The organism is Streptomyces sp. NPDC041814 (assembly GCF_055590565.1).
Window position 1 is genome coordinate 1,152,944 of sequence record NZ_JBVJAM010000001.1, and the last position, 23,010, is coordinate 1,175,953.

20 protein-coding genes and 1 other RNA gene are annotated in these 23,010 nt (G+C 70.8%); 2 read left to right on the plus strand and 19 right to left on the minus strand.

Features of this window, described 5'->3' with window-relative positions:
- Positions 1-4: 4 nt before the first annotated feature.
- From ACZ6C6_RS05215 to ACZ6C6_RS05235, 5 genes are all read right to left on the minus strand, one after another.
- Positions 5-841, minus strand: a complete 837-nt coding sequence (locus tag ACZ6C6_RS05215; protein ID WP_469199162.1) for a carbohydrate ABC transporter permease — start codon at positions 839-841, stop codon at positions 5-7.
- Positions 838-1,785, minus strand: a complete 948-nt coding sequence (locus ACZ6C6_RS05220; protein WP_469199164.1) for a carbohydrate ABC transporter permease — start codon at positions 1,783-1,785, stop codon at positions 838-840. Before ACZ6C6_RS05220 ends, ACZ6C6_RS05215 begins: the two co-directional genes overlap by 4 nt.
- A 2-nt stretch (positions 1,786-1,787) precedes the next feature.
- Positions 1,788-3,092 (minus strand): extracellular solute-binding protein, encoded by a 1,305-nt coding sequence (locus tag ACZ6C6_RS05225; protein WP_469199166.1) that lies wholly within the window; start codon positions 3,090-3,092, stop codon positions 1,788-1,790.
- A 234-nt stretch (positions 3,093-3,326) separates the two neighbouring features.
- On the minus strand, positions 3,327-3,614 hold the full coding sequence (locus ACZ6C6_RS05230; RefSeq protein ID WP_026171211.1) for a DUF3039 domain-containing protein: 288 nt from the start codon (positions 3,612-3,614) through the stop codon (positions 3,327-3,329).
- A gap of 29 nt (positions 3,615-3,643) precedes the next feature.
- Positions 3,644-4,204 (minus strand): YqgE/AlgH family protein, encoded by a 561-nt coding sequence (locus tag ACZ6C6_RS05235; protein WP_018100784.1) that lies wholly within the window; start codon positions 4,202-4,204, stop codon positions 3,644-3,646.
- Positions 4,205-4,479: 275 nt separating this feature from the next.
- Between ACZ6C6_RS05235 and murA the strand changes: the two genes are divergently transcribed.
- Positions 4,480-5,820 (plus strand): UDP-N-acetylglucosamine 1-carboxyvinyltransferase, encoded by a 1,341-nt coding sequence (murA, locus tag ACZ6C6_RS05240; protein WP_073964959.1) that lies wholly within the window; start codon positions 4,480-4,482, stop codon positions 5,818-5,820.
- Between the two features lie 93 nt (positions 5,821-5,913).
- Here murA and ACZ6C6_RS05245 read toward each other — a convergent pair whose 3' ends face one another.
- The 3 genes from ACZ6C6_RS05245 to ACZ6C6_RS05255 all read right to left on the minus strand — a co-directional run bounded on the left by ACZ6C6_RS05245 (position 5,914) and on the right by ACZ6C6_RS05255 (position 10,780).
- Positions 5,914-6,195: an HU family DNA-binding protein gene (locus ACZ6C6_RS05245; RefSeq protein WP_017237029.1), complete on the minus strand. Its 282-nt coding sequence runs from the start codon at positions 6,193-6,195 to the stop codon at positions 5,914-5,916.
- A gap of 353 nt (positions 6,196-6,548) precedes the next feature.
- Positions 6,549-7,982 (minus strand): NAD-dependent malic enzyme, encoded by a 1,434-nt coding sequence (locus ACZ6C6_RS05250; RefSeq protein WP_469199169.1) that lies wholly within the window; start codon positions 7,980-7,982, stop codon positions 6,549-6,551.
- 416 nt (positions 7,983-8,398) lie between these two features.
- Positions 8,399-10,780: a HelD family protein gene (locus ACZ6C6_RS05255; protein WP_469199171.1), complete on the minus strand. Its 2,382-nt coding sequence runs from the start codon at positions 10,778-10,780 to the stop codon at positions 8,399-8,401.
- A gap of 105 nt (positions 10,781-10,885) precedes the next feature.
- On the opposite strand from ACZ6C6_RS05255, the gene ACZ6C6_RS05260 reads away from it, so the two are divergent.
- Positions 10,886-11,425, plus strand: coding sequence for a GNAT family N-acetyltransferase (locus ACZ6C6_RS05260; RefSeq protein ID WP_469199173.1), 540 nt, complete (start codon positions 10,886-10,888; stop codon positions 11,423-11,425).
- A gap of 1 nt (position 11,426) precedes the next feature.
- Here ACZ6C6_RS05260 and ACZ6C6_RS05265 read toward each other — a convergent pair whose 3' ends face one another.
- The 11 genes from ACZ6C6_RS05265 to ftsE all read right to left on the minus strand — a co-directional run bounded on the left by ACZ6C6_RS05265 (position 11,427) and on the right by ftsE (position 22,725).
- The gene (locus ACZ6C6_RS05265; protein WP_469199175.1) at positions 11,427-11,999 is read right to left on the minus strand and encodes a GNAT family N-acetyltransferase; all 573 of its coding nucleotides are present in this window, start codon (positions 11,997-11,999) and stop codon (positions 11,427-11,429) included.
- Between the two features lie 22 nt (positions 12,000-12,021).
- Positions 12,022-13,191 (minus strand): uroporphyrinogen-III synthase, encoded by a 1,170-nt coding sequence (locus ACZ6C6_RS05270; RefSeq protein ID WP_469199352.1) that lies wholly within the window; start codon positions 13,189-13,191, stop codon positions 12,022-12,024.
- Positions 13,192-13,320: 129 nt separating this feature from the next.
- The gene (locus ACZ6C6_RS05275; protein WP_469199177.1) at positions 13,321-14,652 is read right to left on the minus strand and encodes a nitrate/nitrite transporter; all 1,332 of its coding nucleotides are present in this window, start codon (positions 14,650-14,652) and stop codon (positions 13,321-13,323) included.
- A 129-nt stretch (positions 14,653-14,781) separates the two neighbouring features.
- Positions 14,782-16,026, minus strand: coding sequence for an acyltransferase family protein (locus ACZ6C6_RS05280; RefSeq protein ID WP_469199178.1), 1,245 nt, complete (start codon positions 16,024-16,026; stop codon positions 14,782-14,784).
- Entirely contained in the window at positions 16,023-18,149 is a 2,127-nt protein-coding gene (locus tag ACZ6C6_RS05285) for a bifunctional polysaccharide deacetylase/glycosyltransferase family 2 protein (RefSeq protein ID WP_469199354.1), read from the minus strand. The genes ACZ6C6_RS05280 and ACZ6C6_RS05285 overlap by 4 nt, the downstream gene beginning before the upstream one ends.
- A gap of 72 nt (positions 18,150-18,221) precedes the next feature.
- Positions 18,222-18,611 (minus strand): hypothetical protein, encoded by a 390-nt coding sequence (locus tag ACZ6C6_RS05290; RefSeq protein WP_469199180.1) that lies wholly within the window; start codon positions 18,609-18,611, stop codon positions 18,222-18,224.
- 210 nt (positions 18,612-18,821) lie between these two features.
- Positions 18,822-19,209: a transfer-messenger RNA gene (gene ssrA / locus ACZ6C6_RS05295) on the minus strand.
- Between the two features lie 122 nt (positions 19,210-19,331).
- Positions 19,332-19,820: an SsrA-binding protein SmpB gene (gene smpB, locus ACZ6C6_RS05300; RefSeq protein WP_018100795.1), complete on the minus strand. Its 489-nt coding sequence runs from the start codon at positions 19,818-19,820 to the stop codon at positions 19,332-19,334.
- Between the two features lie 18 nt (positions 19,821-19,838).
- Positions 19,839-21,026, minus strand: coding sequence for a S41 family peptidase (locus ACZ6C6_RS05305; protein ID WP_469199183.1), 1,188 nt, complete (start codon positions 21,024-21,026; stop codon positions 19,839-19,841).
- Between the two features lie 68 nt (positions 21,027-21,094).
- A complete protein-coding gene (gene ftsX / locus ACZ6C6_RS05310; protein WP_469199185.1) occupies positions 21,095-22,012 on the minus strand; it encodes a permease-like cell division protein FtsX in 918 nt (305 codons plus the stop codon).
- A gap of 23 nt (positions 22,013-22,035) precedes the next feature.
- Entirely contained in the window at positions 22,036-22,725 is a 690-nt protein-coding gene (gene ftsE, locus ACZ6C6_RS05315; protein ID WP_026242629.1) for a cell division ATP-binding protein FtsE, read from the minus strand.
- Positions 22,726-23,010 lie beyond the last annotated feature (285 nt).

The window sequence follows — 23,010 nt, forward strand, 5'->3', positions numbered from 1 at the left end:
GACGTCAGTCCTTAACCGCTCCGCCGAGTCCGGAGACCAGGCGTCGCTGTACGAGTACGAAGAAGACCAGCACGGGCACGGTCATCACCGTCGAGGCTGCCATGATCCCGCCCCAGTCGTTCTCGTCGGGTTTGAAGAAGACCAGCAGCGCCATCGGGAGCGTCGACTGGGAGGTGTCGCTGATGATGAACGACTTCGCGAACAGGAAGTCGTTCCAGGTGGAGATGAACGAGAAGACGCTCGTCGCCACCAGGCCGGGGAAGACCAGCGGGAAGAGGATCTGCCACAGGAAGCGGGTGCGGCTCGCCCCGTCGATGTACGCGGCCTCCTCCAGCGCGTCCGGCACGGCCCGTACGAAGCCCCGCAGCATCCAGATCGCGAACGGCAGCGAGAACGCCAGGTGCGGCAGGATCAGCGAGCCCAGCGTGTTGAGCTGGCCGAAGTCCCGCATCAGGAAGAACAGCGGGATCGTCAGCGCCTCGACCGGCACCATCTGCGCGACCAGGAACATGATCAGCAGCGTGGTCCGAAAGCGGAACCGGAACCGGGTGACCGCCGTGGCCGCCAGGAACGCGATGAGCGCGGAGGCGACGACGACCGTCCCGGCGACGAGCAGGCTGTTGAGGAAGTAGCGCCCGAAGTCCTCCTGCTGGAAGACCCGCCGGAAGGAGTCCAGGGAGGGCGCGAGGGTCCACGGCCTGGGGTGCGCGGACTGGATCTCGCCCGCCGGTTTGAGGGCGGAGAGCACCATCCAGTACAGCGGGAAGGCGACGGCGGCGGCGATGAGCAGCGCGGCCGCCTCGGCGGCGAGCCGGCCGGGCCGGCGGACGGACAGCCTCACAGTTCCTCCCCCTGACGGCGTACGAGACGCAGGTACACGAGCGTCACGGCGAGCAGGATCAGCAGCATCACGACGCCGATCGCGGAGCCGAGGCTGTACTGCGAGGAGGCGAACGCCTTCTGGTACGCGTACACGTTGAGCACCAGGTTCTGCCCGGCGATCCCGCCGCCGTTGGTCATGACGTAGATCTGGGTGAACACCTTGAAGTCCCAGATGACCGACTGGATGGTGACGACGGTCAGGATCGGCCGCAGCATCGGCGCGGTGACGGAGCGCCAGGTCCGCCACTGCGAGGCCCCGTCCAGGGCGGCCGCCTCCAGGACCTCGGAGGGGATCGCCCGGATGCCCGCGTACACGGTGACCATCACGAACGGGAACGAGCACCACAGGACTTCGAGGAGCACCAGCGTGAAGGCGCTGTAGCGCCCGTACGTCCACGAGTGGTCGCCGAGCCCCAGGATCCGGTTGACCGGGCCGAAGTCGGCGTCGAAGAGGAAGACCCAGACGGTCGACCCGGTGATCGCGGGCGTCGCCCAGGCGCCGAGCGCGGCGAGCATGAGGGCGAGCCGGGGCACGGCCCGGATCCGGGTCAGCAGGACGGCGAGGGCGCAGCCGACGAGCAGGGTGGCCAGGACGCAGGCGGCGGCGAAGACCACGGTGGCGAGGAGGACCTGCCAGAACTGGCTGTCGCCGAAGAGGGTCGTGTAGTTGCCGAACCCCTGGAAGGTGGCCGGTTCGCCGCCGCTGACCTGGGCCTGGGTGTACTCCAGGAAGGAGATCAGGCCGAGCTGGTAGATCGGGTAGACCAGCAGCCCGCCGAGCAGGACGAGCGCGGGCAGCAGATAGAGCCAGGGGGTCCAGCCCGGCCGCCGGGCCGGGGATGCGGGCCGGCGGCGCGGGCGGGGCGTGGGGGACGCTTTGTACGCCGTGCTGTTCGCGGTCATCGTCAGCCCGCTTCGGCGAACGCCGCGTCCATCTTCTGCGCGGCGTCGTCGGCCGCCTTCGCCACGTCCTTACGGCCGCTGACGATCTCCTGGAACATCGTGGGCAGGATCAGCGAGGAGTCGATCTGGCCCCAGGCCGGGGAGGCGGGGACGAACTTGGCCCCGGCGCCGAGCGTCTTGACGAAGGGCTCCACGAAGGGCTCGCGCTCCGCGGCGGCGGCGCGGACGTCGGTGTAGGTCGGCAGGAAGCCCATCGCGTCGAACATGCGGGCCTGGGACGCCTTGCCGGTCAGCTCCTTCATCAGGTCGACGGCCAGGGTGCGGTGGCCGCTGCTCTTCAGCACGCCGATGTTGTTGCCGCCCGCGAACGCGGGCGCTATGGAGCCCTCGGCGACGCCCGGCAGCGGGACCACCGCGTACTTGCCCTTGACGCTGCCGGCCTCGACGGCCGCGTGGCTGAAGTCGCCGCCGATGGCCATGGCGGCCTTGCCGGACGCGAAGGCGGTGACGGTCGCGTTGCCGCCCATGGCCGCGCACTTGGCGGGCGGGCAGTTGCCGGCGCCGAAGAGCGAGGTGTACGCCTCGATGCCCTTGCGGGCCTTCGCGCTGTTGATGGCGGACTTGTACGAGGAGCCGTCCCGGCCGGCCAGTTCGCCGCCGTTGGCCCAGATGAACGGCATCGCGCCGTAGGTGTAGGCACCGCCGACGGCGAGCCCGTACAGGTCCGGCTTCTTCTGATGGATCTTCTTGGCGGTGGAGATCAGTTCGGCCTGGGACTTGGGCGGTTCGATGCCCAGGTCCGCGAAGACGTCGGTGCGGTAGTAGAGCGCGCGTACGCCGACGAAGAGCGGGGCGCCGTAGACCTTGCCGTCGACCGTCACGGACTGCCTGGCGGCCGGGTCGGTGTCCTTGGCGTCGGCCCAGGCGCCGAACTCGGAGCTGATGTCGGCGAGTCCGCCGTCCTTGACGTACCCGGCGGTGTCGGTGTTGCCGTACTCGATGAGGTCGGGGGCGCTCTTCGGGTCGTTGAAGGCGGCCTTGACGCGCTGGGCGCGGGTCTCGACCGGGATGTACTCGATCTCGACCTCCGCACCCTCGTGGGCCTTCCTGAAGGCGGCGACGGCGGTGTCGACCACCTTCTCCTTCGGCTTGTTGCCGACCTCCTGGAACAGCCAGACACGCAGCGTGCCGGTCTTCTCGTCGCCCTTGGCTCCGGTGTCGGAGGTCTGCGGCGCGCAGGCGGTGGCGGTGAGGCCCGCCAGGACGAGCGCCGCGGCCGGGGCGGCGATTCGGGCAGAGAACTTCATCCGGGAACCCCTACCGGTCAGCGTTGCAGAATGTGCAACGCACATTTCGTTCTGCACAACAGGCAGGAGAGTAGGCGGGGTCCGGGGCGGCGACAAGTGGTCTGAACCACGTCTGCACCACTCTGTGACCTGGCGGAGCAGCCCGTGCAACGGCACGCGAAAGACCCCCGGGGCGCGCGGACGCGCACCCCGGGGGTCTCCCGGACCTTCAGCTGCGGGCCGTACCGGTGGCCGCTACTTCTTGTCCTTGCCGCCCTTGCCCTTGTCGCCGCCGGCGCCCATGGACTCGTAGATCTCCTTGCACATCGGGCAGACCGGATACTTCTTGGGGTCGCGCCCCGGTACCCAGACCTTGCCGCACAGTGCGACCACGGGGGTGCCCTCCAGGGCACTCGCCATGATCTTGTCCTTCTGGACGTAATGGGCGTAGCGCTCGTGGTCGCCGTCCCCGTTCGACACCTGCGGCGTCGGCTCCACGAGGGTTCCGGTACCTGCCCCGCGCTCGGGCTCAAGAGTGCTCATAAAGGCCAAGCGTACTGAAGAACGGGACATCAGTTCAGCGAAGGGTCGTCCGGATACGTGGCGATCATGGCCAGTTCGCTGCGCTGCCGGCGCAGGACCGCACGCCACAGCCCCTCCGGGCGCGGCGAGGAGACGTCACCGGGCTCCGATTCCACGACGTACCAGGCACCCTCGGACAGCTCGCGCTCCAGCTGTCCCGGCCCCCAGCCCGCGTACCCCGCGAAGATCCGCAGCGATCCCACGGCCGCCGCCAGCAGCTCGGGCGGCGCCTCCAGGTCGACCAGGCCGATCGCCCCGTACACCCGGCGCCAGCCGAGGGGGCCCTCGCCGCCCGGGATCACCGCGACCCCGAGGGCGGAGTCCAGCGAGACCGGTCCGCCCTGGAAGACGACCTCCGGCTCTCCGGTCAGCCCGGCCCAGGCCGCCAGGATGTCCACGACGCCCACCGGCGTGGGGCGGTTGAGGACCACGCCGAGGGAGCCCTCCTCGTCGTGGTCGAGGAGCAGCACGACCGCGCGGTCGAAGTTCGGGTCCGCCAGGGCGGGCGCGGCCACGAGCAGCCGCCCTGTGAGCGAGGACACCTCGGTCATGGCAGAAATGATCCCGCATCTCCGGCCGCGGCGGGGGCCAAGTGACGTGCTCGTCGCGCTCGGTGCCCGAGCGCAGCTCAGGGCGCACGGGTGCACGAGGAGCGCACGGCCCGGCCGGCGATCCGGACGGTGACCCTCCGCAAGTCCCGCGCAGCAGAGCGTGTTGTGGCGGATTCATGACGTTCGTACACCACCCGTTCCCCTACGGAACGGGGGTGCGGGGCCATTACCCTTTCGTTTGGCCCCCTGCCCGACCACTCCGGAACGCGAGATTCATGACCGGCACAGACGATGTCCTGCTTGTCCACGGCGGAACCCCGCTGGAGGGCGAGATCCGCGTCCGAGGCGCCAAGAACCTGGTGCCCAAGGCGATGGTCGCCGCGCTGCTCGGCAGCGGGCCCAGCCGGCTGCGCAACGTGCCCGACATCCGCGACGTACGCGTGGTGCGCGGGCTGCTCCAGCTGCACGGCGTGACGGTCCGCCCCGGCGAGGAGCCGGGCGAACTGGTCCTGGACCCCACGCACGTCGAGAGCGCCAACGTCGCCGACATCGACGCCCACGCGGGCTCCTCGCGCATCCCGATCCTGTTCTGCGGTCCGCTGCTGCACCGCCTGGGCCACGCGTTCATCCCGGGGCTCGGCGGCTGCGACATCGGCGGCCGTCCGATCGACTTCCACTTCGACGTGCTGCGCCAGTTCGGCGCGACCATCGAGAAGCGGGCGGACGGGCAGTACCTGGAGGCCCCGCAGCGGCTGCGCGGCACCAAGATCCGGCTGCCGTACCCCTCGGTGGGCTCCACCGAGCAGGTGCTGCTGACCGCGGTGCTCGCCGAGGGCGTCACGGAGCTGTCCAACGCGGCCGTGGAGCCGGAGATCGAGGACCTGATCTGCGTCCTGCAGAAAATGGGCGCGATCATCTCGATGGACACCGACCGGACCATCCGGATCACCGGCGTGGACCGCCTCGACGGCTACACCCACCGCGCCATCCCGGACCGCCTGGAGGCCGCCTCCTGGGCGTCCGCCGCGCTGGCGACCGAGGGCAACATCTACGTCCGGGGCGCGCAGCAGCGCTCGATGATGACGTTCCTGAACACCTACCGCAAGGTGGGCGGCGCCTTCGAGATCGACGACGAGGGCATCCGCTTCTGGCACCCGGGCGGCGCGCTCAACGCGATCGCGCTGGAGACGGACGTGCACCCCGGCTTCCAGACGGACTGGCAGCAGCCGCTGGTGGTCGCGCTGACGCAGGCCGCGGGCCTCTCCATCGTCCACGAGACGGTGTACGAGTCCCGGCTCGGCTTCACCTCCGCGCTGAACCAGATGGGCGCGCACATCCAGCTCTACCGCGAGTGCCTGGGCGGCTCGGACTGCCGCTTCGGACAGCGCAACTTCCTGCACTCCGCGGTCGTGTCGGGCCCCACGAAGCTCCAGGGCGCGGACCTGGTCATCCCGGACCTGCGCGGCGGCTTCTCGTACCTGATCGCCGCCCTCGCGGCCCAGGGCACCTCCCGGGTGCACGGCATCGACCTGATCAACCGGGGCTACGAGAACTTCATGGACAAGCTGGAGAAGCTGGGCGCCAAGGTGGAGCTGCCGGGCGGCTCGCTGGTCTGACCGGCCGAGCGGCCTCAGCGGCCGCTGGAGGGCCGAATGCCGAAGGGCGGCCACCCCAGGTGGGGTGGCCGCCCTTCGTCGTACCCAGGGGTCTTACTTGCCCTTGGCGGCTTCCTTGAGCTTGGAGCCCGCGGAGACCTTCACGCTGTAGCCGGCCGGGATGTTGATCGGGTCGCCGGTCTGCGGGTTACGAGCGGTGCGAGCGGCACGGTGGGTGCGCTCGAAGGTCAGGAAACCGGGGATGGTGACCTTCTCGTCGCCCTTGGCGACGACCTCACCGACGGTCTCGGCGAGAGCGGCCAGCACGGCGTCGGCGTCCTTGCGGGTCACCTCGGCACGGTCGGCCAGGGCGGCCACCAGCTCACTGCGGTTCATGTTGTTACTCCCGTGTTCTTCTTGCCTGTGAGGCGTGAGATCGAAGCCGATGCTGCCAGGGCCCTCGGACAGTCCCCGTACCCGGGTCCGCCCTTGAGAGGGTCCGGTAGACCTCGCGCCCTGTGGGGTCTCCCCTGGACGTAGTCCTTGAGGAAGCATCCTGCCCCCACCTGCGGCGGGAAAGCCAATCCGGCACCCTCCGGGAGCCGCGCGAACAGCACCACTGCCTCGTCGTGGTGACGTCCCGTCGACTCCCCCAGAGCCTGCCGCAGCGGGTGCGGGGCTCTGCGGGACGCGTCGCCCGCCCACCCTAAAGGGGCGTTTGGGGCGCCGCGACCCGCGACGCGCCGTGTTCAGACGGACGTGGGCGCCGTCACAGTGACTCCGGCGGCCCGCGCGGCGTCCCGGACGGCTCCGGCGACCGCACCGGCGACCTTGTCGTTGAAGACCGACGGGATGATGTAGTTCGCGTTCACCTCGTCCTCGGCGACCACGCCGGCCAGGGCCCGCGCGGCGGCGAGCATCATGTCCGTGTTGACCGTGCGCGACTGGGCGTCGAGCAGGCCCCGGAAGACGCCGGGGAAGACCAGCACGTTGTTGATCTGGTTCGGGAAGTCCGAGCGGCCGGTGGCCACGACGGCGGCGGTGCGGCGGGCGATCGCCGGGTCCACCTCGGGGTCCGGATTCGCGAGCGCGAACACGATGGCGCCGTCCGCCATGGCCGCCACGTCGTCCCCGTCCAGCACGTTGGGGGCGGAGACGCCGATGAAGACGTCGGCGCCGACCACGGCCTCCTTGAGGGTGCCGGTGATGCCCTCCGGGTTGGTGTTGTCGGCGATCCAGCAGAGCGGCGAGTCCGGGTCGGCGGACCGCAGGTCCTCGCGGCCGGAGTGCACCACGCCGTGGATGTCGGCGACGACGGCGTGCTTGACGCCCGCCGCGATGAGGAGCTTCAGGATGGCCGTACCGGCCGCTCCGGCGCCGGACATGACGACGCGCACGTCCCCGATGGCCTTGCCCACCACGCGCAGCGCGTTGGTCAGCGAGGCCAGGACGACGATCGCCGTGCCGTGCTGGTCGTCGTGGAAGACGGGGATGTCCAGGGCCTCGCGCAGCCGGGCCTCGATCTCGAAGCAGCGCGGCGCGGAGATGTCCTCCAGGTTGATCCCGGCGAAGCCGGGCGCGATGGCCTTGACGATCTCGACGATGGCGTCGGTGTCCTGGGTGTCCAGGCAGATCGGCCACGCGTCGATGCCGGCGAAGCGCTTGAAGAGGGCCGCCTTGCCCTCCATGACGGGCAGCGCGGCCTTCGGGCCGATGTTACCGAGGCCGAGCACCGCGGAGCCGTCCGTCACGACTGCGACGGAGTTGCGCTTGATGGTGAGGCGGCGGGCGTCCTCGGGATTCTCGGCGATCGCCATGCAGACCCGGGCCACACCGGGGGTGTAGATCATCGAGAGGTCGTCCCGGTTGCGGATGGGGTGCTTGGACGCCATCTCGATCTTGCCGCCGAGGTGCATGAGGAACGTACGGTCGGAGACCTTGCCGAGCACGACGCCGTCGATGTCGCGCAGCCCCTTGACGATCTCGTCGGCGTGCGCGGTGGATGAAGCGGCGATCGTGACGTCGATCCGCAGCTTCTCGTGGCCGGAAGCGGTCACGTCGAGGCCGGTGACCGACCCGCCGGAGGACTCCACGGCCGTGGTGAGCTGGGAGACCGCGGTGCCGCTCGCGGGCACCTCCAGCCTGACCGTCATCGAGTACGAGACGCTGGGCGCCGTTGCCATGGCCGAGTCCTTCGCTTTCCTTAGCTTCATTGCTACGCGCGTCCGAAGCCCGAGCAGGCCCGGCAGCGGACACGCCTTCCGATATTCGCACCTACCGACGAGTAGCCGTTAATGACTGTCGCAGCGCGGAAAGTTTTTTCCACCATACGAGAGAGTGCGGCACAGCGGAACCCCTCCCCGGGAACGTCCCGGGAACGCGAAGAGGCCCGCGCCACCGGAAGGTGACGCGGGCCTCTTCTTACGTTGACGACACCGGCCCGCCATGCTCGCCTCGCGGCAAGTGGTCGCTCGAAGCGACTAAGGTTGGGCCCGGGGGCTTGGATCGAGCCGGTGCCACACCCAGGCTAACAAATCACCTGGAAAAGCGATTCCCGCAGCGCGGGTTGACCGGAATCGGCCCCCTCGCGCTCCCCCTCTCAGTCCCTGAGCAGGTCCGGCACCCCGTTCTCGTCCGGCAGGTCCCGCTCCCCCGACACCACGGTCAGCTGCTGGGTCGCCCGGGTCAGCGCCACGTACAGCACGCGCAGCCCGGCCGGGGACTCGTCCGCGATCTCGGCCGGCGAGACGACCACCGTCGCGTCGTACTCAAGCCCCTTGGCCTCCAGGCTGCCGAGCGCCACCACCCGGCCCCCCAGCTCCGCCAGCCACTCCCGGGCCTGGGCGCGCCGGTTCATCGCCACGACGACGCCGACCGTCCCGTCCACCTCGGCGAGCAGCCGCCGGGCCTCCTCGCGCACGGTCCCGGCCAGGTCGTCGCCGCGTACGGTCTCGAAGCGCGGGACCACGCCCGTCGAGCGGACGGCGGCCGGGGACTCCATGCCGGGCATGGCGAGGGCCAGCACCTTCGCGGCCAGCTCGGCGATCTCGGCCGGGTTGCGGTAGTTGACGGTCAGCGTGAAGTTCCGGCGGGGGCGGCTGCCCAGCGCCTCGTCACGGGCGGCGGCCGCCTCGTCCGGGTCGGACCAGGAGGACTGCGCCGGGTCCCCGACGATCGTCCAGGTGGCGTGCCGGCCGCGCCGGCCGACCATCCGCCACTGCATGGGCGTGAGGTCCTGAGCCTCGTCCACGATGACGTGGGCGTACTCGGTGCGCTCGGCGGCGAGCCGTTCGGCGCGCTCCCACTGGGTCTCCTCGCGGCGGGGCATCAGCTCCTCCAGGCCGGTGAGCTGGTCCAGCGGGTCCGCCTCGCGCTTGCGCTTGGGGCGGCTCGGGGTGCCGAGCAGCGTGTGCAGCTCGTCCAGGATCGCCACGTCGTGCACGGAGAGCGGGCCCTGCCCGGCGGCGTCCAGGCGCTTGAGGGAGCGCGCGAGCCGGCGCACCTCCCCCTGGTTGAGCGTGCGCCGCGCCCACCGGGCGAGCCGCTTCTCGTCGGCCATCGCGGCGAGCACCCCGCGCGGGGTCAGCTCGGGCCACCAGGCGTTCAGGAACTCGATGAACGGGGTCTCCGTGGACACGTCCTCGTCGAAGGAGCTGCGCAGCTCCTGCGCCAGCTCCGGGTCGGTGTAGCGGCCCCGGCCGGAGGAGCGGTTCCACAGCGCGTCGAGCAGCAGCCGGCGGGCGCGCGGGCGCAGCAGGTTGACCGGGGCGGTCCCGCCGAGGACGTTGTTGCGGATGCGCCGGAGCTCGTCCTCCTGGAGCTCGACCCGGGCGCCGAAGGCGACCACGCGCAGCCGGGTCGGCGTCCCGGCGGGCTGCTGCGGCGCCTCCTCGGCCGCACCGAACTCCAGCTGTCCGCCGGCGGGGGCGGGCTGGGGCGCGGGCTGTTCCAGCGCACCGCGGGCCGCCTTGCGGAGCACCGGGAGCATCCGCGAGGAACCCTTGATCCGGGCGACGGCGGGCTCGTCGTAGGCAGTGGCGCCGTCGGGCCCCGCCGCGTCGTCGGAAAGCGAGCCGACCGCGCGGATCGCGACCTGGCCCTCCTCGCCGAGCGAGGGCAGCACACCCTCGGTGTAGGCCACCAGCAGGGGCGTCGGCGAGACGACGAGGATGCCGCCCGCGTACCGCCGCCGGTCCTGGTAGAGCAGGTACGCGGCGCGGTGCAGGGCGACCGCGGTCTTGCCGGTGCCGGGGCCCCCGGAGACCTCGGTGACGGAGGCGGCGGGGGCCCGGATGACGAGGTCCTGCTCGGCCTGGATGGACGAGACGATGTCCCGCATGGTGTGGCTGCGGGCCTGTCCGAGCGCGGCCATCAGGGCGCCGTCGCCGACGACCGGGAGCTTCTCGCCGTCCAGGTACGCGGTCAGCTCGGGGCGCATCAGGTCGTCCTCGACGCCGAGGACCCGGCGGCCCTTGGAGCGGATGACGCGGCGGCGGACCACCCGGCCCGGCTCCTTGGGGGTCGAGCGGTAGAACGGGGCCGCGGCCGGGGCCCGCCAGTCGATGACGAGCGGCGCGTAGTCGGAGTCGAGGACCCCGATCCGGCCGATGTGCAGCGTCTCGGCGATGTCCGCGGTGCCGTCCTCGCGCACGACGTCGTCGGCCGGCTCGACGGAGGTGTACGCGCCGTCCGGGCCGCGTTCACCGTCCTTGCCGAGCAGGAGGTCGATCCTCCCGAAGAGGAAGTCCTCGAACTCGCTGTTCAGCCGGTTGAGGTGGATTCCGGCGCGGAACACCTGGGCGTCGCGCTCGGCGAGCGCCCCCGGCGTCCCGACCTGGCCGCGTTTGACGGCGTCGTCCATGAGAAATTCCGCCTCGTGGATCTTCTCCTCAAGGCGGTGGTACACCCGGTCGAGATGTTCCTGCTCGACACCGATTTCCCGGTCCCGCAGCGAATCGACAGCGGCATCCTGCGCGGCCACCGAGGCCCCCTTCTGACGTGCACTGGGCAGCCGTCAACCCTATGCGACGGGGGGCCTTCGCGCACCTGGCGGGGGGCCGTTCGAACCCACTCGTACGATGAGCGGGTGAACGCCCACACGCGCCCTGCCCGTCTGTCGGCCGGTTCCCTGGTGCTGCGCCCCTGGCAGCCGGGTGACCTGGGAGTGCTCCTCGACGCGTACCGCGACCCCGCCGTCCAGGCCGGTTCGCGGGCGCCGGTGGCGGACGAGGAGGCGGCCGCGCACTGGCTGCGGGCCCAGGAGGAGGGCCGGGCGACCGGACTGCGGCACAGTTTCGCGGTGGTGGACACGGAACTCGGACCGGGCCCGGTGGGCAACGTCGCCCTGTCGTTCCCGGAGCCGGGCGCGCCCTCGGCCGAGGTGGGGTACTGGACGGTCGCACCCGCCCGGGGCCGGGGCATCGCCCCGCGCGCCCTCGAAGCGCTGTCCGGCTGGGCGTCCGAGGTGTTCGCCGAGGCCGGGCTCGTACGCCTGGAACTGCTGCACCAGGTCGACAACACGGCGTCGTGCCGGGTCGCGGAGAAGGCCGGGTACGCGCTCACCGGGGTGCTGCCGCCGTCCCCGCCGTGGCCGCGCGAGGGCCACCGCCACACGCGCCCCGCTTAGCTCAGTCCTCCGCCCCGGTCACCGGGCCGTCGTGCAGGATGCGCTGGAAGAGGCGGTGGTCGCGCCACTCGCCGTCGATGTGGAGGTAGCGCGGCGCCACCCCGAACTGCTCGAACCCGCACTTGGCGAGGACGCGCTGGGACGCCGTGTTGTGCAGTACGGTGCTCGCCTCGATCCGGTGCAGCCGCAGTCCGTCGCGGGCCAGCTCGCAGATCCGGCGCACGGCGGCCGTCGCCAGGCCCCGGCCCGCGTACTCCACGTCCACCCAGTAGCCCAGGGAGGCGCTGCGGAACGGGCCGAGCACGATCGTGTTGAGGTCGAACCCGCCGACCACCCGGTCCTCGGCGTCGCTCAGCACCCAGGGCATCGCACGCCCCGTCTCCCGGTCGGCGAGCAGCCCCGCCAGCCGCTCGCGCTGGCCCTCCTCGGAGTAGAAGAAATCGGGGCGCACGGGCTCCCACGGCCGCATGTACGCACGGCTGCGGGTCAGCGCCTCGGCGCGGGAGGCGGCGTCGGCCATGGTCGTGGGGCGCAGCCGTATCCCGGCGTGGAGCGGATGAGCATCGAGGATCATGTCCGGCACGCTATCCGCCCGGTCAGGCCCCCGCGTACTTGGCGTCCGCCGCCGGGTCGAGCGCCAGCCGGTAGCCGCGCTTGACGACCGTGTGGATCAGCCGGGGCACCCCGAGCGCGGTGCGGAGCCGGGCCATGGCCGTCTCGACCGCGTGCTCGTCGGTGCCGCTGCCGGGCAGGGCGCGCAGCAGGTCGGCGCGCGAGACCACCCAGCCGGGACGCCGGGCCAAGGCGTGCAGAAGGGCCATCCCGGCGGGCGGGACCGCGCGCAGCTCGTCGTCCACCAGGACGGCGTGGCCGCGGATCTCGACGCGGTGTCCGGCGACGGGCAGCGTACGGGCGCGGGCGGGCAGCTCGCGGCAGATCAGCTGGACGAGCGGGCCGAGCCGGAAGCGCTCGGGCTGGACGGTGTCGATGCCGCGGGCCTGCAACGGCACGGCGGTGACCGGACCGACGCAGGCCGGCACGATGTCGCCGCGCAGCGCCGCGACGACCTCGGTGAGCAGTCCGCGTTCCTCGGCGCGGCCGAGCAGCGAGGCCGCCGCCGGGGCGCTGGTGAAGGTCAGCGCGTCCAGGGCGCGGGCGGCGGTGAGGTCGAGGAGCCGGTCCAGGGGTGCGAGGTCCTCCGGCGGCATCCAGCGGTAGACGGGGACGCCGACCACCTCGGCACCGGCCTCGCGCAGCGACTCCACGAAGCCGGGGAGGGGTTCGCCGTGCAGCTGGAGCGCGACGCGGCGGCCCCGTACGCCCTCCTCCAGGAGCCGTTCCAGGACCTCGGCCATGGATTCGGAGGCCGGGGACCACGCCTCGGTCAGCCCGGCGGCGCGGACCGCGCCCTTCACCTTGGGGCCGCGCGCCAGGAGTTCGACGCCCCGCAGGGTCTCCAGGAGCCGGTCGCCGATGCCCCAGCCGTCGGCCGCCTCGATCCAGCCGCGGAAGCCGATCGCGGTGGTGGCGACGACCACGTCGGGCCTGTCGGTGACCAGTTGCTCGGTGGCGGCGAGCAGTTCGCCGTCGTCGGCGAGCGGCACGATCCGCAGGGCCGGCGCGTGCACCACGGTGGCGCCCCGGCGCCGCAGCAGCGTGCCCAGCTCCTCCGCCCGGCGTGCGGCGGTGACCCCGACCGTGAAGCCCGCGAGGGGCCCGTGCGCCGCGTCGTCGTGCTGTCGGTCGTCGTGCTGTCCGTCGTGCATGAGGTCTACCCGGCTCTCGTCCCGCTGCTGCTCGATGGTGCGGAGGACCGAGCCTGCCAACGCCGCGTGACAGACCCGGTTCGGCTGTATTTCCCGCTCGTTACGTCGCCCGGCACCGGCCGTCCATCATCACACCCCGGCATGGCCGAGGCGGGGCTGCGCCGGCAGGGCCGCGGCGCGGCGGAGATATACCGACCAGGTGAGCGCCGAGCACACCGCGTAGAAGGCGAGGAAGGACCAGAAGGCCGCCGTGCCCGTGCCCGAGGTCTGGAAGGACTGCCGGAAGGCCAGGTTGATGGCGAGGCCGCCGAGCGCGCCGACCGCTCCGATCAGCCCCATCGCGGCGCCGGAGATCCGCCGCCCCCGGGCCGCCGCCTCCTCGCCGCGCAGCCCCTGGGCGATGGCCCGGGCGTGGAAGATGCCCGGGATCATCTTGTACGTCGACCCGTTGCCGAGCCCGGACAGCGCGAACAGGGCGGTGAAGCCGATGAGGAAGACCGTGAGCGAGGCGATCTCGGAGGCGTATACGACGACGCCGGTCGCGGCGGCCATGGCGGCGAAGTTGACGAGGGTGATGCGGGCCCCGCCGTACCGGTCGGCGAGCCAGCCGCCGGCCGGGCGGATCAGCGAGCCGAGCAGCGGGCCGATGAAGGTGAGCGAGGCCGCCTGGAGCGGGGTCCTTCCGAACTGGGTCTGGAGGACGAGCCCGAAGGCGAAGCTGTAGCCGATGAAGGAGCCGAAGGTGCCGACGTAGAGGACGGCCATGATCCAGGTGTGCCGGTCGCGCACCGCCTCCTTCGCGGCCCCGGTGTCGTTGCGCACCGGCGCCAGGTTGTCCATGTGGCGCGCGGCGCACCAGGCGGCGAGCAGGATCAGCGGGATGTACGCGGCGAGCACGATCCGGGGATGCGTGGCCCCCGCCGTCCCGATGACCAGGAGCCCGGCGAGCTGCACGACGGGTACGCCGATGTTGCCGCCGCCCGCGTTGAGTCCGAGCGCCCAGCCCTTCCGGCGGAGCGGGAAGAAGGCGTTGATGTTCGTCATGGACGAGGCGAAGTTGCCGCCGCCGATGCCGGTGAGCGCGGACACGGCGAGGAAGGTGCCGTACGAGGTGCCCGGCTCCATCACGACGAGGGCGGCGATCGTCGGCACGAGCAGGGTGAGCGCGCTGAACACCGTCCAGTTCCGGCCACCGAACCGGGCGACCGCGAAGGTGTACGGCACCCGGACGACGGCGCCGACCAGGGTCGCGGTGGAGATCAGGAAGAACTTCCCGGCCGGGTCGACCCCGTACTCGGGCCCCATGAAGAGCACCATCACCGACCACAGGGTCCAGATGGAGAAGCCGATGTGCTCGGAGAGGACGGAGAACCAGAGGTTGCGGCGGGCGATGCGCTCGCCGGTGTCCCTCCAGAAGGTCTCGTCCTCCGGGTCCCAGTGCTCGATCCAACGGCCTGCCATCACGCGCCTCCACGGGTGGTCGGGGTGTCGTCCCGAACCTAGGAAGCGCGCGTTTCGGTGCCGTGCCGCGAGGTGACCTGTGGGCAACCTTGCTCTCACCGGGCCGGGTGCGGCCCGGTGAGAGCGTGGTCATGTACGGACGCGGGAGGCGCCGTTGGGCCAGAGCCTGGGACGACGCCTTGCGGCGAGGTCCTCGACCCAGCCGACGGCGAGGATCATGAGTCCGATCAGCGGCCAGACGATGATCAGCGCGAGGGCGTTGTCCGCGCGGTCGATGTACGTGCCGAGGTGGTCGCCGACCCAGGGCACGTCCCACAGCAGGTCGATGATCGGGAAGGTGGCCATCAGCAGCATGTTGTGCCAGAGGTAGATGGTCACCGCCCGGTTGTTGGCGAGGGTGACCAGGCTGTCCCACCCGGCCAGCCGGCCCGGCAGCTCCCGCCAGGAGGGGGCGTACTGGAGCAGGATCATGCAGAACCCGAGCGACCAGGTGGCCTGGGCGAGCGGGATCTCGTCCAGGTTCCAGCCCTCCTCGGTGAGGTGGTGGGCGCCCCACCACAGCGCGAAGGCCATGAGCATCGCGGCCAGCGACACCGCGAGGTAGCGCGGGACGGTCTTCAGCAGCCCGTCGTTGTGCGCGAAGCCGAGGATCCAGCAGGAGCCGAACACCGCGAAGTCGACCAGACCCTCACCGGTCGCACCCGGCACGGTGACGAGTCCGGTGCCGATGACGGCGGTGAGCCCGATCGGGGCGAGCAGTGTCACCCACGGCAGCTTCCGGAACGCCTTGAGCAGCAGCGGGGAGGCCAACACGAACCACAGGTAGGCGCGGATGTACCAGAGCGGCCCTATGCCCTGCTCGGCCCAGGAGGTTTCCAGCCAGCCGCCCTCGGAGCCGTTCTCCCAGGGGAAGGGCGGGGTGCCGACCGGCAGGATGTAGCAGCCCAGCTTGAGGAACCACCAGATGCCCTCCTCGCGCACCGGCTTCCAGCCGAGCGCGAAGACCACGGGCACGACGACGGCCGCGAACGCCCACATGGGCGGCAGCAGCCTGCGTACGCGGGAGCGGATCACGCTCCAGGCGGGCCGGGCCAGCGAGCGGGCCATCAGCGATCCGGCCAGGGCGAACATGACGCCCATGGACGGGAACACGACGGTGAGCCAGGCCCAGCCGAAGAGGTGGAAGACGACGACCCGGACGAGCGCGATGGCCCGCAGCAGGTCCAGATAGCGGTCCCGGCCCGCCCTGGCGGGCGCGGGGGCCGGCTCGTCGGCCGGGACGGGCTCGGCGGCGGGGGCGGGCAGCACCACGCGCAGCGCCATGGTCCGGTCGTCCGCGTGCGGCTTTCCGTACGACTGTTCCGGGTACGTCATGCGACGGGCCTCCGCTCGTGGGTGCGCGCCCGCTGGGACGGCATCGCACCGGGTGCGTCCACGACCCCGGTACGGCGCAGCTTCTGCCAGCGCAGCCGGCCGCCGGTGAGAGCGGTGATCCAGGACTGGAGCAGCACCACGTACATGAGCTGCCGGTACAGGACCTGCTGGAGGGGCAGCGAGAGCAGATGGGTCATGCGCTCCCGGTCGAGCCGGAAGGCGTACGCGGCACAGACCAGCTGCACCGCGAGGACGCCGAGCCACGCGCCGACGGTCTTCTCGGTGGGCCCGAACACGAGCCCGTACAACAGGAAGACGTCGATGAGCGGGGCGAGCAGCGGGGCGACGACCATGAACAGCGAGACGAACGGCAGTCCGACGCGGCCGAACCGGCCCGAGGGCCCGCGCTCGATGACCGCGCGGCGGTGCTTCCAGATCGCCTGCATGGTGCCGTACGACCACCGGTAGCGCTGCGACCAGAGCTGCTGCACGGTCTCCGGAGCCTCGGTCCAGGCGCGGGCGTTCTCCGCGTAGACGACGCGCCAGCCGTCCCGGTGCAGGGCCATCGTGACGTCGGTGTCCTCGGCGAGGGTGTCCTCGCTGATGCCGCCGACCCGCTCCAGGGCCTCGCGCCGGAAGGCGCCGACCGCGCCGGGGATGGTGGGCATGCAGCGCAGCACGTCGTACATGCGGCGGTCGAGGTTGAAGCCCATCACGTACTCGATGTGCTGCCAGGCGCCGATCAGCGAGTCGCGGTTGCCGACCTTGGCGTTGCCGGCGACGGCCCCGACGCGCGGGTCGCCGAAGGGCTGCACCAGCTCGCGGACGGTCGTCGGCTCGAAGACCGTGTCGCCGTCCATCATCACGATGATGTCGTTGCGGGCGTGCGCGATGCCGTTGTTCAGGGCGGCGGGCTTGCCCGCGTTGCGCTGGCGCACCACCCGGACGTTGGGCAGCCGCATCCGCTGGACGATGTCCGCGGTGCCGTCCGTGGAACCGTCGTCGATCACGATGACTTCGACCGGATAGTCACTTGCCAGGAGCGAACGCACCGTGTTCGCGATGCACTTCTTCTCGTTGTACGCGGGCACCAGGACGGTCACCGTGCCGGTGACGGGTTCGCCCCAGCGGAAGCCGCTTCCGCGGACCCGGCGCGCGTGGATGAAGGACAGCACCAGCATCAGCCCGAAGCGGGCGAAGACCAGCACGCCGATCACGGCGAGCCCGGCCACCATCACATCGGTGATGTGCTCCGAGACGCCGACCGCCCAGACGAACGCCTTGCCCTTCCACAGGTCGAAACCGGTGACCTGGGTGTGCGCGCTGGGCGCGCCGAGGGCGCGCGTGAGGTTGTCGAACGTGTATCCCTGCTTCTGCATCTTCGGCAGGAACTTCCCCAGGGCGGTGACGGTCTGGGACCGGTTCCCCCCGGAGTCGTGCATCAGGATGATCGCGCCCTTGCCGTGCTTGGGCGTGGCCCGGTCGATGATCGCCTTGACGCCCGGCCGCTTCCAGTCCTCGCTGTCCGTGTTGTTGACGACGGTGAGGTAGCCGCGGCTGCCGATGTACTGCGTGACCGGCCAGGACTTGTTGTCCATGGCGTCGGCGAACGAGGAGTAGGGCGGCCGGAAGAGCGAGGTGCGGATGCCCGCCGCACCGGCCAGCACCAGCTGGTTCTGGGACAGCTCCCAGTCGATGCGGCCGGTGGACTGGTAGGAGAGGTCGGGGTGGTTGAAGGTGTGCAGCCCGACCTCGTGCCCCTCCTCGACCATGCGCTCGACCAGGTCCGGGTAGCGCGAGGCCATGGTGCCGGTGACGAAGAAGACGCCGTGGGCGTCGTACTTCTTCAGCTCGTCCAGCACCTTCGGCGTCCACTCCGGGTCCGGGCCGTCGTCGAAGGTCAGCACGATCCGGTGGTCCGGGATGCGCAGGGTCTTCGCGGGCTCGGTGGTGGAGCGCGCGTCGATGACCGGCCCGCCCTCCAGTACCTGCTCGGGCACCCGGTCGGTCGCGACGGGGGGCCGGACGCGGAAGTCGGCCATGATTTCGCTGTGCACGTAGCCACGCAGCATCAGCATGGCGAGCAGGGCAACGAGGAAGAGGAGCGGCAGCATGTAGCGCATGGGGAGTCTGCGCCGGCGGGTCTGCTTCTTCCGGTGGGAGTTGCGCCTGCCCCGGGGGGCAGGGGTGGTCATCTAGTTGGCGCCTTCTTGTTCTTGCGCGGGGGCCGGGGACCCGCCGGCGGGAAGCCCGGCGTCCGGAGCCGTGGGATCGGTGCTGCCCGTGTCCTGCTGTTCCTGGTTGGAGAGCGGGAGGAAGGGGGCGCTGGAGTTGCCGCCGAGCACGGCGACGACCAGGGTCACCGCGTAACAGACGAAGACCGCGGCCAGCACCCAGCCGAGCCGTCGCAGCGTCTTGCCGCGCCGGCCGCTCTCGTCCACGAAGACGGGGCCGTCGGAGTCGTCCGGAGCGGATGGTTCCGGTAGCAGCTCGGAGAGCTGCCGTCCGATTCCGTCCAGCTGGATCGTTACTTCGTTCGGCTCGTGTGTGTGCCCCGCATGGGCACCTTCACGCCAAGTTTCCACTGGTGTACGCACTTCCCCCACTCAGGAACGGGTGCGCGCAACTGCCCCTGTCGTGTGTCGCAGGACGGGCCCCCACTCGTCCACGCGCCCCCTACCACAGTGCACCCGGGCCATGAATGTAGCGCACCCCCGGCCTCCGGGCACACCCGGCGGCACAAACAGCGAGGACCCCGCTGCCGGTGGCAGCGGGGTCCTCGCTCACATGGGAATTTGTGGAGATGGCGGGAATCGAACCCGCGTCCAACGGTGCAGAACCAGGGCTTCTCCGAGTGCAGTCCGCTACGCTTTTCTCGGCCTCGGAGGTCACGCGGACAAGCCTCCGACAGGCCCAGTCACTGTTTGATTTCCTTCTGAGACCCGTGACCGGACTCAGAAGTTTAGATCCCTTGATGATGCCAGGATCCGGGTCGGGATCACCCCCGGGCTGACACTCCGCAGAGTCTTCGCTTAGCTGCTAATTAGGCAGCGAGGGCGAAGGCGGAGGAATCGCGCTTGGAATTGGCGATTATTGGTTGCGACATATGGTTTACGAGATCATTGCCGCTTCCTCGACTCGCTTCCCCTGCTTCGACATCCGCTGTCGAAACCGATCATCCCCATGTTGTTTTTTCAAGGTGGTGCCACACCCTCCGTGGGGTGCGCTGCCATCGTACGTGACCAACGCACGACGATGCCAGCGTATTCCTGCCGGAGGGGCCGGCGGCGGTCGCCGGGTCCGGATCAAGCGCTCCGCTGCCGGCGGCGGGCCGCCGCGATCGCGCGGTTCGTCTCCCTGGTGTCCTGCTTCTCGCGCAGCGTCTGCCGCTTGTCGTACTCCTTCTTGCCCTTCGCGAGCGCGATCTCGGCCTTGACCCGGCCGTTCAGGAAGTACAGCGAGAGCGGCACGATGGTGTGACCGGTCTCCTGCGACTTCGACTCCAGCTTGTCGATCTCGGCCCGGTGCATCAGCAGCTTGCGCTTGCGCTTGGCGGAGTGGTTGGTCCAGGTGCCCTGGACGTACTCCGGGACGTGGATGTTGTGCAGCCACGCCTCGCCGCCGTCGATCTGGACGAAGCCGTCGACCAGGGAGGCCCGACCCATCCGGAGCGATTTGACCTCGGTCCCCATGAGCACGAGCCCGCACTCGTAGGTGTCGAGGATGGTGTAGTCGTGGCGCGCCTTCTTGTTCTGCGCGATGAGCTTGCGCCCGGTGTCCTTTTCCTTAGCCATAGTGCGGCCATTTTCGCACTACGACCCGCCCCCGAGGCCACTCAATACCGTCTCGGCCCGCTCCTGGGCCCGGTCGCTCACCGCGAGGTCCGGTGTGATGCCCTTGCCGTCGACCCCGTGACCTGCCGGTGTCCGGTAGTGGCCGACGGTGAGCTCGGCCACCGAACCGCCCGCGAGCTTGCTGGGCATCTGCACCGAGCCCTTGCCGAAGGTCCGCGAGCCGACCGTGACCGCCCGGCCCCGGTCCTGGAGCGCCCCCGTCACCAGCTCGGCCGCGCTCATCGTCCCCCCGTCGACCAGCACGACGACGGGGCGCTCGGTGTCGCCGCCCGACCGCGCGTACAGGGCGTGCTGCTCTCCGTGCACGTCGTACGTGGCGACCAGGCCGCCGTCCAGGAAGGCGGAGGCCGCGGTGACCGCCTCGTTGACCAGGCCGCCCGGATTGCCCCGCAGGTCCAGCAGCACCCCGGCGCCCGCGGGCGCGTCCCGCACCGCATCACGCACGGCCGCCCCGGAGCCCTTGGTGAACGAGGCGACCGCGATGCGCACCGCCCCGGACGGGCCCGAGCGCCGCTCCCCGACCCGCCGGACGGTCACCGACTCGACCGTGAGCCGGGCCCGGCTCAGCGTCTCGGTCCGGGTCGCGGTGCCCCGGCGGACGCCGAGGCTGACCGTGCTCCCGGCCTTCGCACCGGTGCGGTCGCCGCGCAGCAGGGCCACCACGTCGGAGACGGGCAGCCGGTCGACGCGGCGGCCGTCGACGGTGCGGAGCAGGTCGCCGGAGCGGATGCCCGCGCGGTCGGCGGGGCTGCCGGGCTGGACGCGGGCGACGGCGACCTGGCCGTCGGCGGAGCGCCGGGCGGCGAGGCCGACCCCGGTGTACGTGCCGCCGAGGGACTCCTCGAACTCCTGGTACTCGCGCTCGTCGTAGACCGCGCCCCAGCGGTCGCCGCTGCGGCTGACGACCTCCTCGGCCGCCTCCGTACCGGACTTGCCGTCCGCGACCGCGTCGGCCGCGGCCTCCGCGACCTCGTCCCGGTCGGCGGTGGCGGCGACGGACCGGGGGTGCACCGGGGGCTCCTGCGCCTCGCCGCGGGGCAGCGCGCCGGTCGCGGCCCCGGTGGCGAGGACGCCGGCGAAGACCAGCGTCAGGGCCGCCCCGCGGCGCAGACCGCGGGGCCCGACGCGACATTCGGGGTCCGACATGGCGCCGATTCTAGGACAACGCCCCGGAGGCGCAGGGGACGTTGGGCGTGCACCTCACGGGGCACACATCACACCTTCAGGTACTTGCGCAGTGCGAAGAGAGCGGCAACGGCGGGCATCAGCAGGCCGATCGCCAGCACCAGCGGCAGCTTGGTGAGGACCGCGTCCCAGCCGATGAAGTCGATCAGATTCAGCTTGTCCTGGAGCGCGAGACCGCCGTCGATCAGGAAGTAGCGCCCGGCCAGCAGCATGACGCAGGCCAGCACACCGCCGATCAGACCGGCGAAGGCGGCCTCCATGATGAACGGGGCCTGGATGTAGAAGCCGGAGGCGCCGACGAGCCGCATGATGCCGGTCTCCCGGCGTCGGCTGAACGCGGAGACGCGCACGGTGTTGACGATCAGCATCAGCGCGATGACGAGCATCAGCGCCATCACGAACAGCGCGGCGACGTTCATGCCGTTCATCAGGCCGAAGAGGTTGTCCAGGATGCTTCTCTGGTCCTGGACCGACTGGACGCCGTCCCGCCCGGCGAAGGCGGTGGCGACCACCTTGTACTTGGTGGGGTCCTTGAGCTTGACCCGGAAGGACTCCGGCATCTGGTCCGGCGTGATGTTGCCGGCCATCGGGGAGTCGCCGAACTCGTCCTGGTAGTGCTTGTACGCCTCGTCGCTGGACTCGTAGATCACCTTCTCCACGACGTCCATCTTGCCGAGATCACTCTCGATCTCGTCCTTCTGCTGCTTGGTGACCGCACCCTTGGCGCACTGGACCACCGTCTCCGCGTCGCCCTTGCCGCAGAGGTAGATGGAGACGTTGACCTTGTCGTACCAGTAGTCCTTCATCGTGCTGACCTGCTCGCGCATGAGCAGCGCGCCGCCGAACAGGGCGAGCGAGAGGGCGACGGAGACGACGACGGCGAAGGTCATCGTGAGGTTGCGACGGAGGCCGACGCCGATCTCCGACAGGACGAACTGGGCGCGCATGGCGTCCTTTCAGTGCTGGGTGCTCAGTGCTGGTAGCCGTAGACGCCGCGCGCCTGGTCGCGCACGAGACGGCCCTTCTCGAGCTCGATGACGCGTTTGCGCATCTGGTCGACGATGTTCTGGTCGTGGGTCGCCATGATCACGGTGGTGCCGGTCCGGTTGATCCGGTCCAGCAGCTTCATGATGCCGACGGAGGTCTGCGGGTCGAGGTTGCCGGTCGGCTCGTCCGCGATCAGCAGCATGGGCCGGTTGACGAAGGCCCGCGCGATCGCCACGCGCTGCTGCTCACCACCGGACAGCTCGCCGGGCATCCGGTCCTCCTTGCCGCCGAGCCCGACGAGGTCGAGGACCTGCGGGACCGCCTTGCGGATCTCGCCGCGCGGCTTGCCGATCACTTCCTGGGCGAACGCCACGTTCTGCGCGACGGTCTTGTTGGGCAGCAGCCGGAAGTCCTGGAAGACGGTGCCCAGCTGGCGGCGCATGTGCGGCACCTTCCAGTTGGACATGCGCGCGAGGTCCTTGCCCAGGACGTGGACGGCGCCCGTACTGGCGCGCTCCTCGCGCAGGATGAGCCGCATGAAGGTGGACTTGCCGGAGCCGGACGAGCCGACCAGGAAGACGAACTCGCCCTTCTCGATGTCGAGCGACACATCCCGGAGAGCGGGACGGCTCTGCTTCGGGTAGGTCTTGGAGACGTTGTCGAATCGGATCACGGATGCACCACGGTCGGCCGGGAGTAGGTGAGCGTGACCATACGCGAACCGGGCTGAGCCGTGCAGGCACGCGTACCGGGATGGGTGATTTACGGTGAAACGGCCCCGATTCCGGGGCGGCGCGGCGGGCAGGGGGCCCGGGTGTGACGGGCGGGGCGGGCCGAATGGGCCACGAGCTGGCACAGTGGTAGGGGGTGCCAGGCACCCCCTCAAGGGAACGGTTGCGTTTCCGTGAGCGTTGTGCGGAGAGATGGCTTGTGCGGCTCCGCCGCGCGGGAGGAGGAA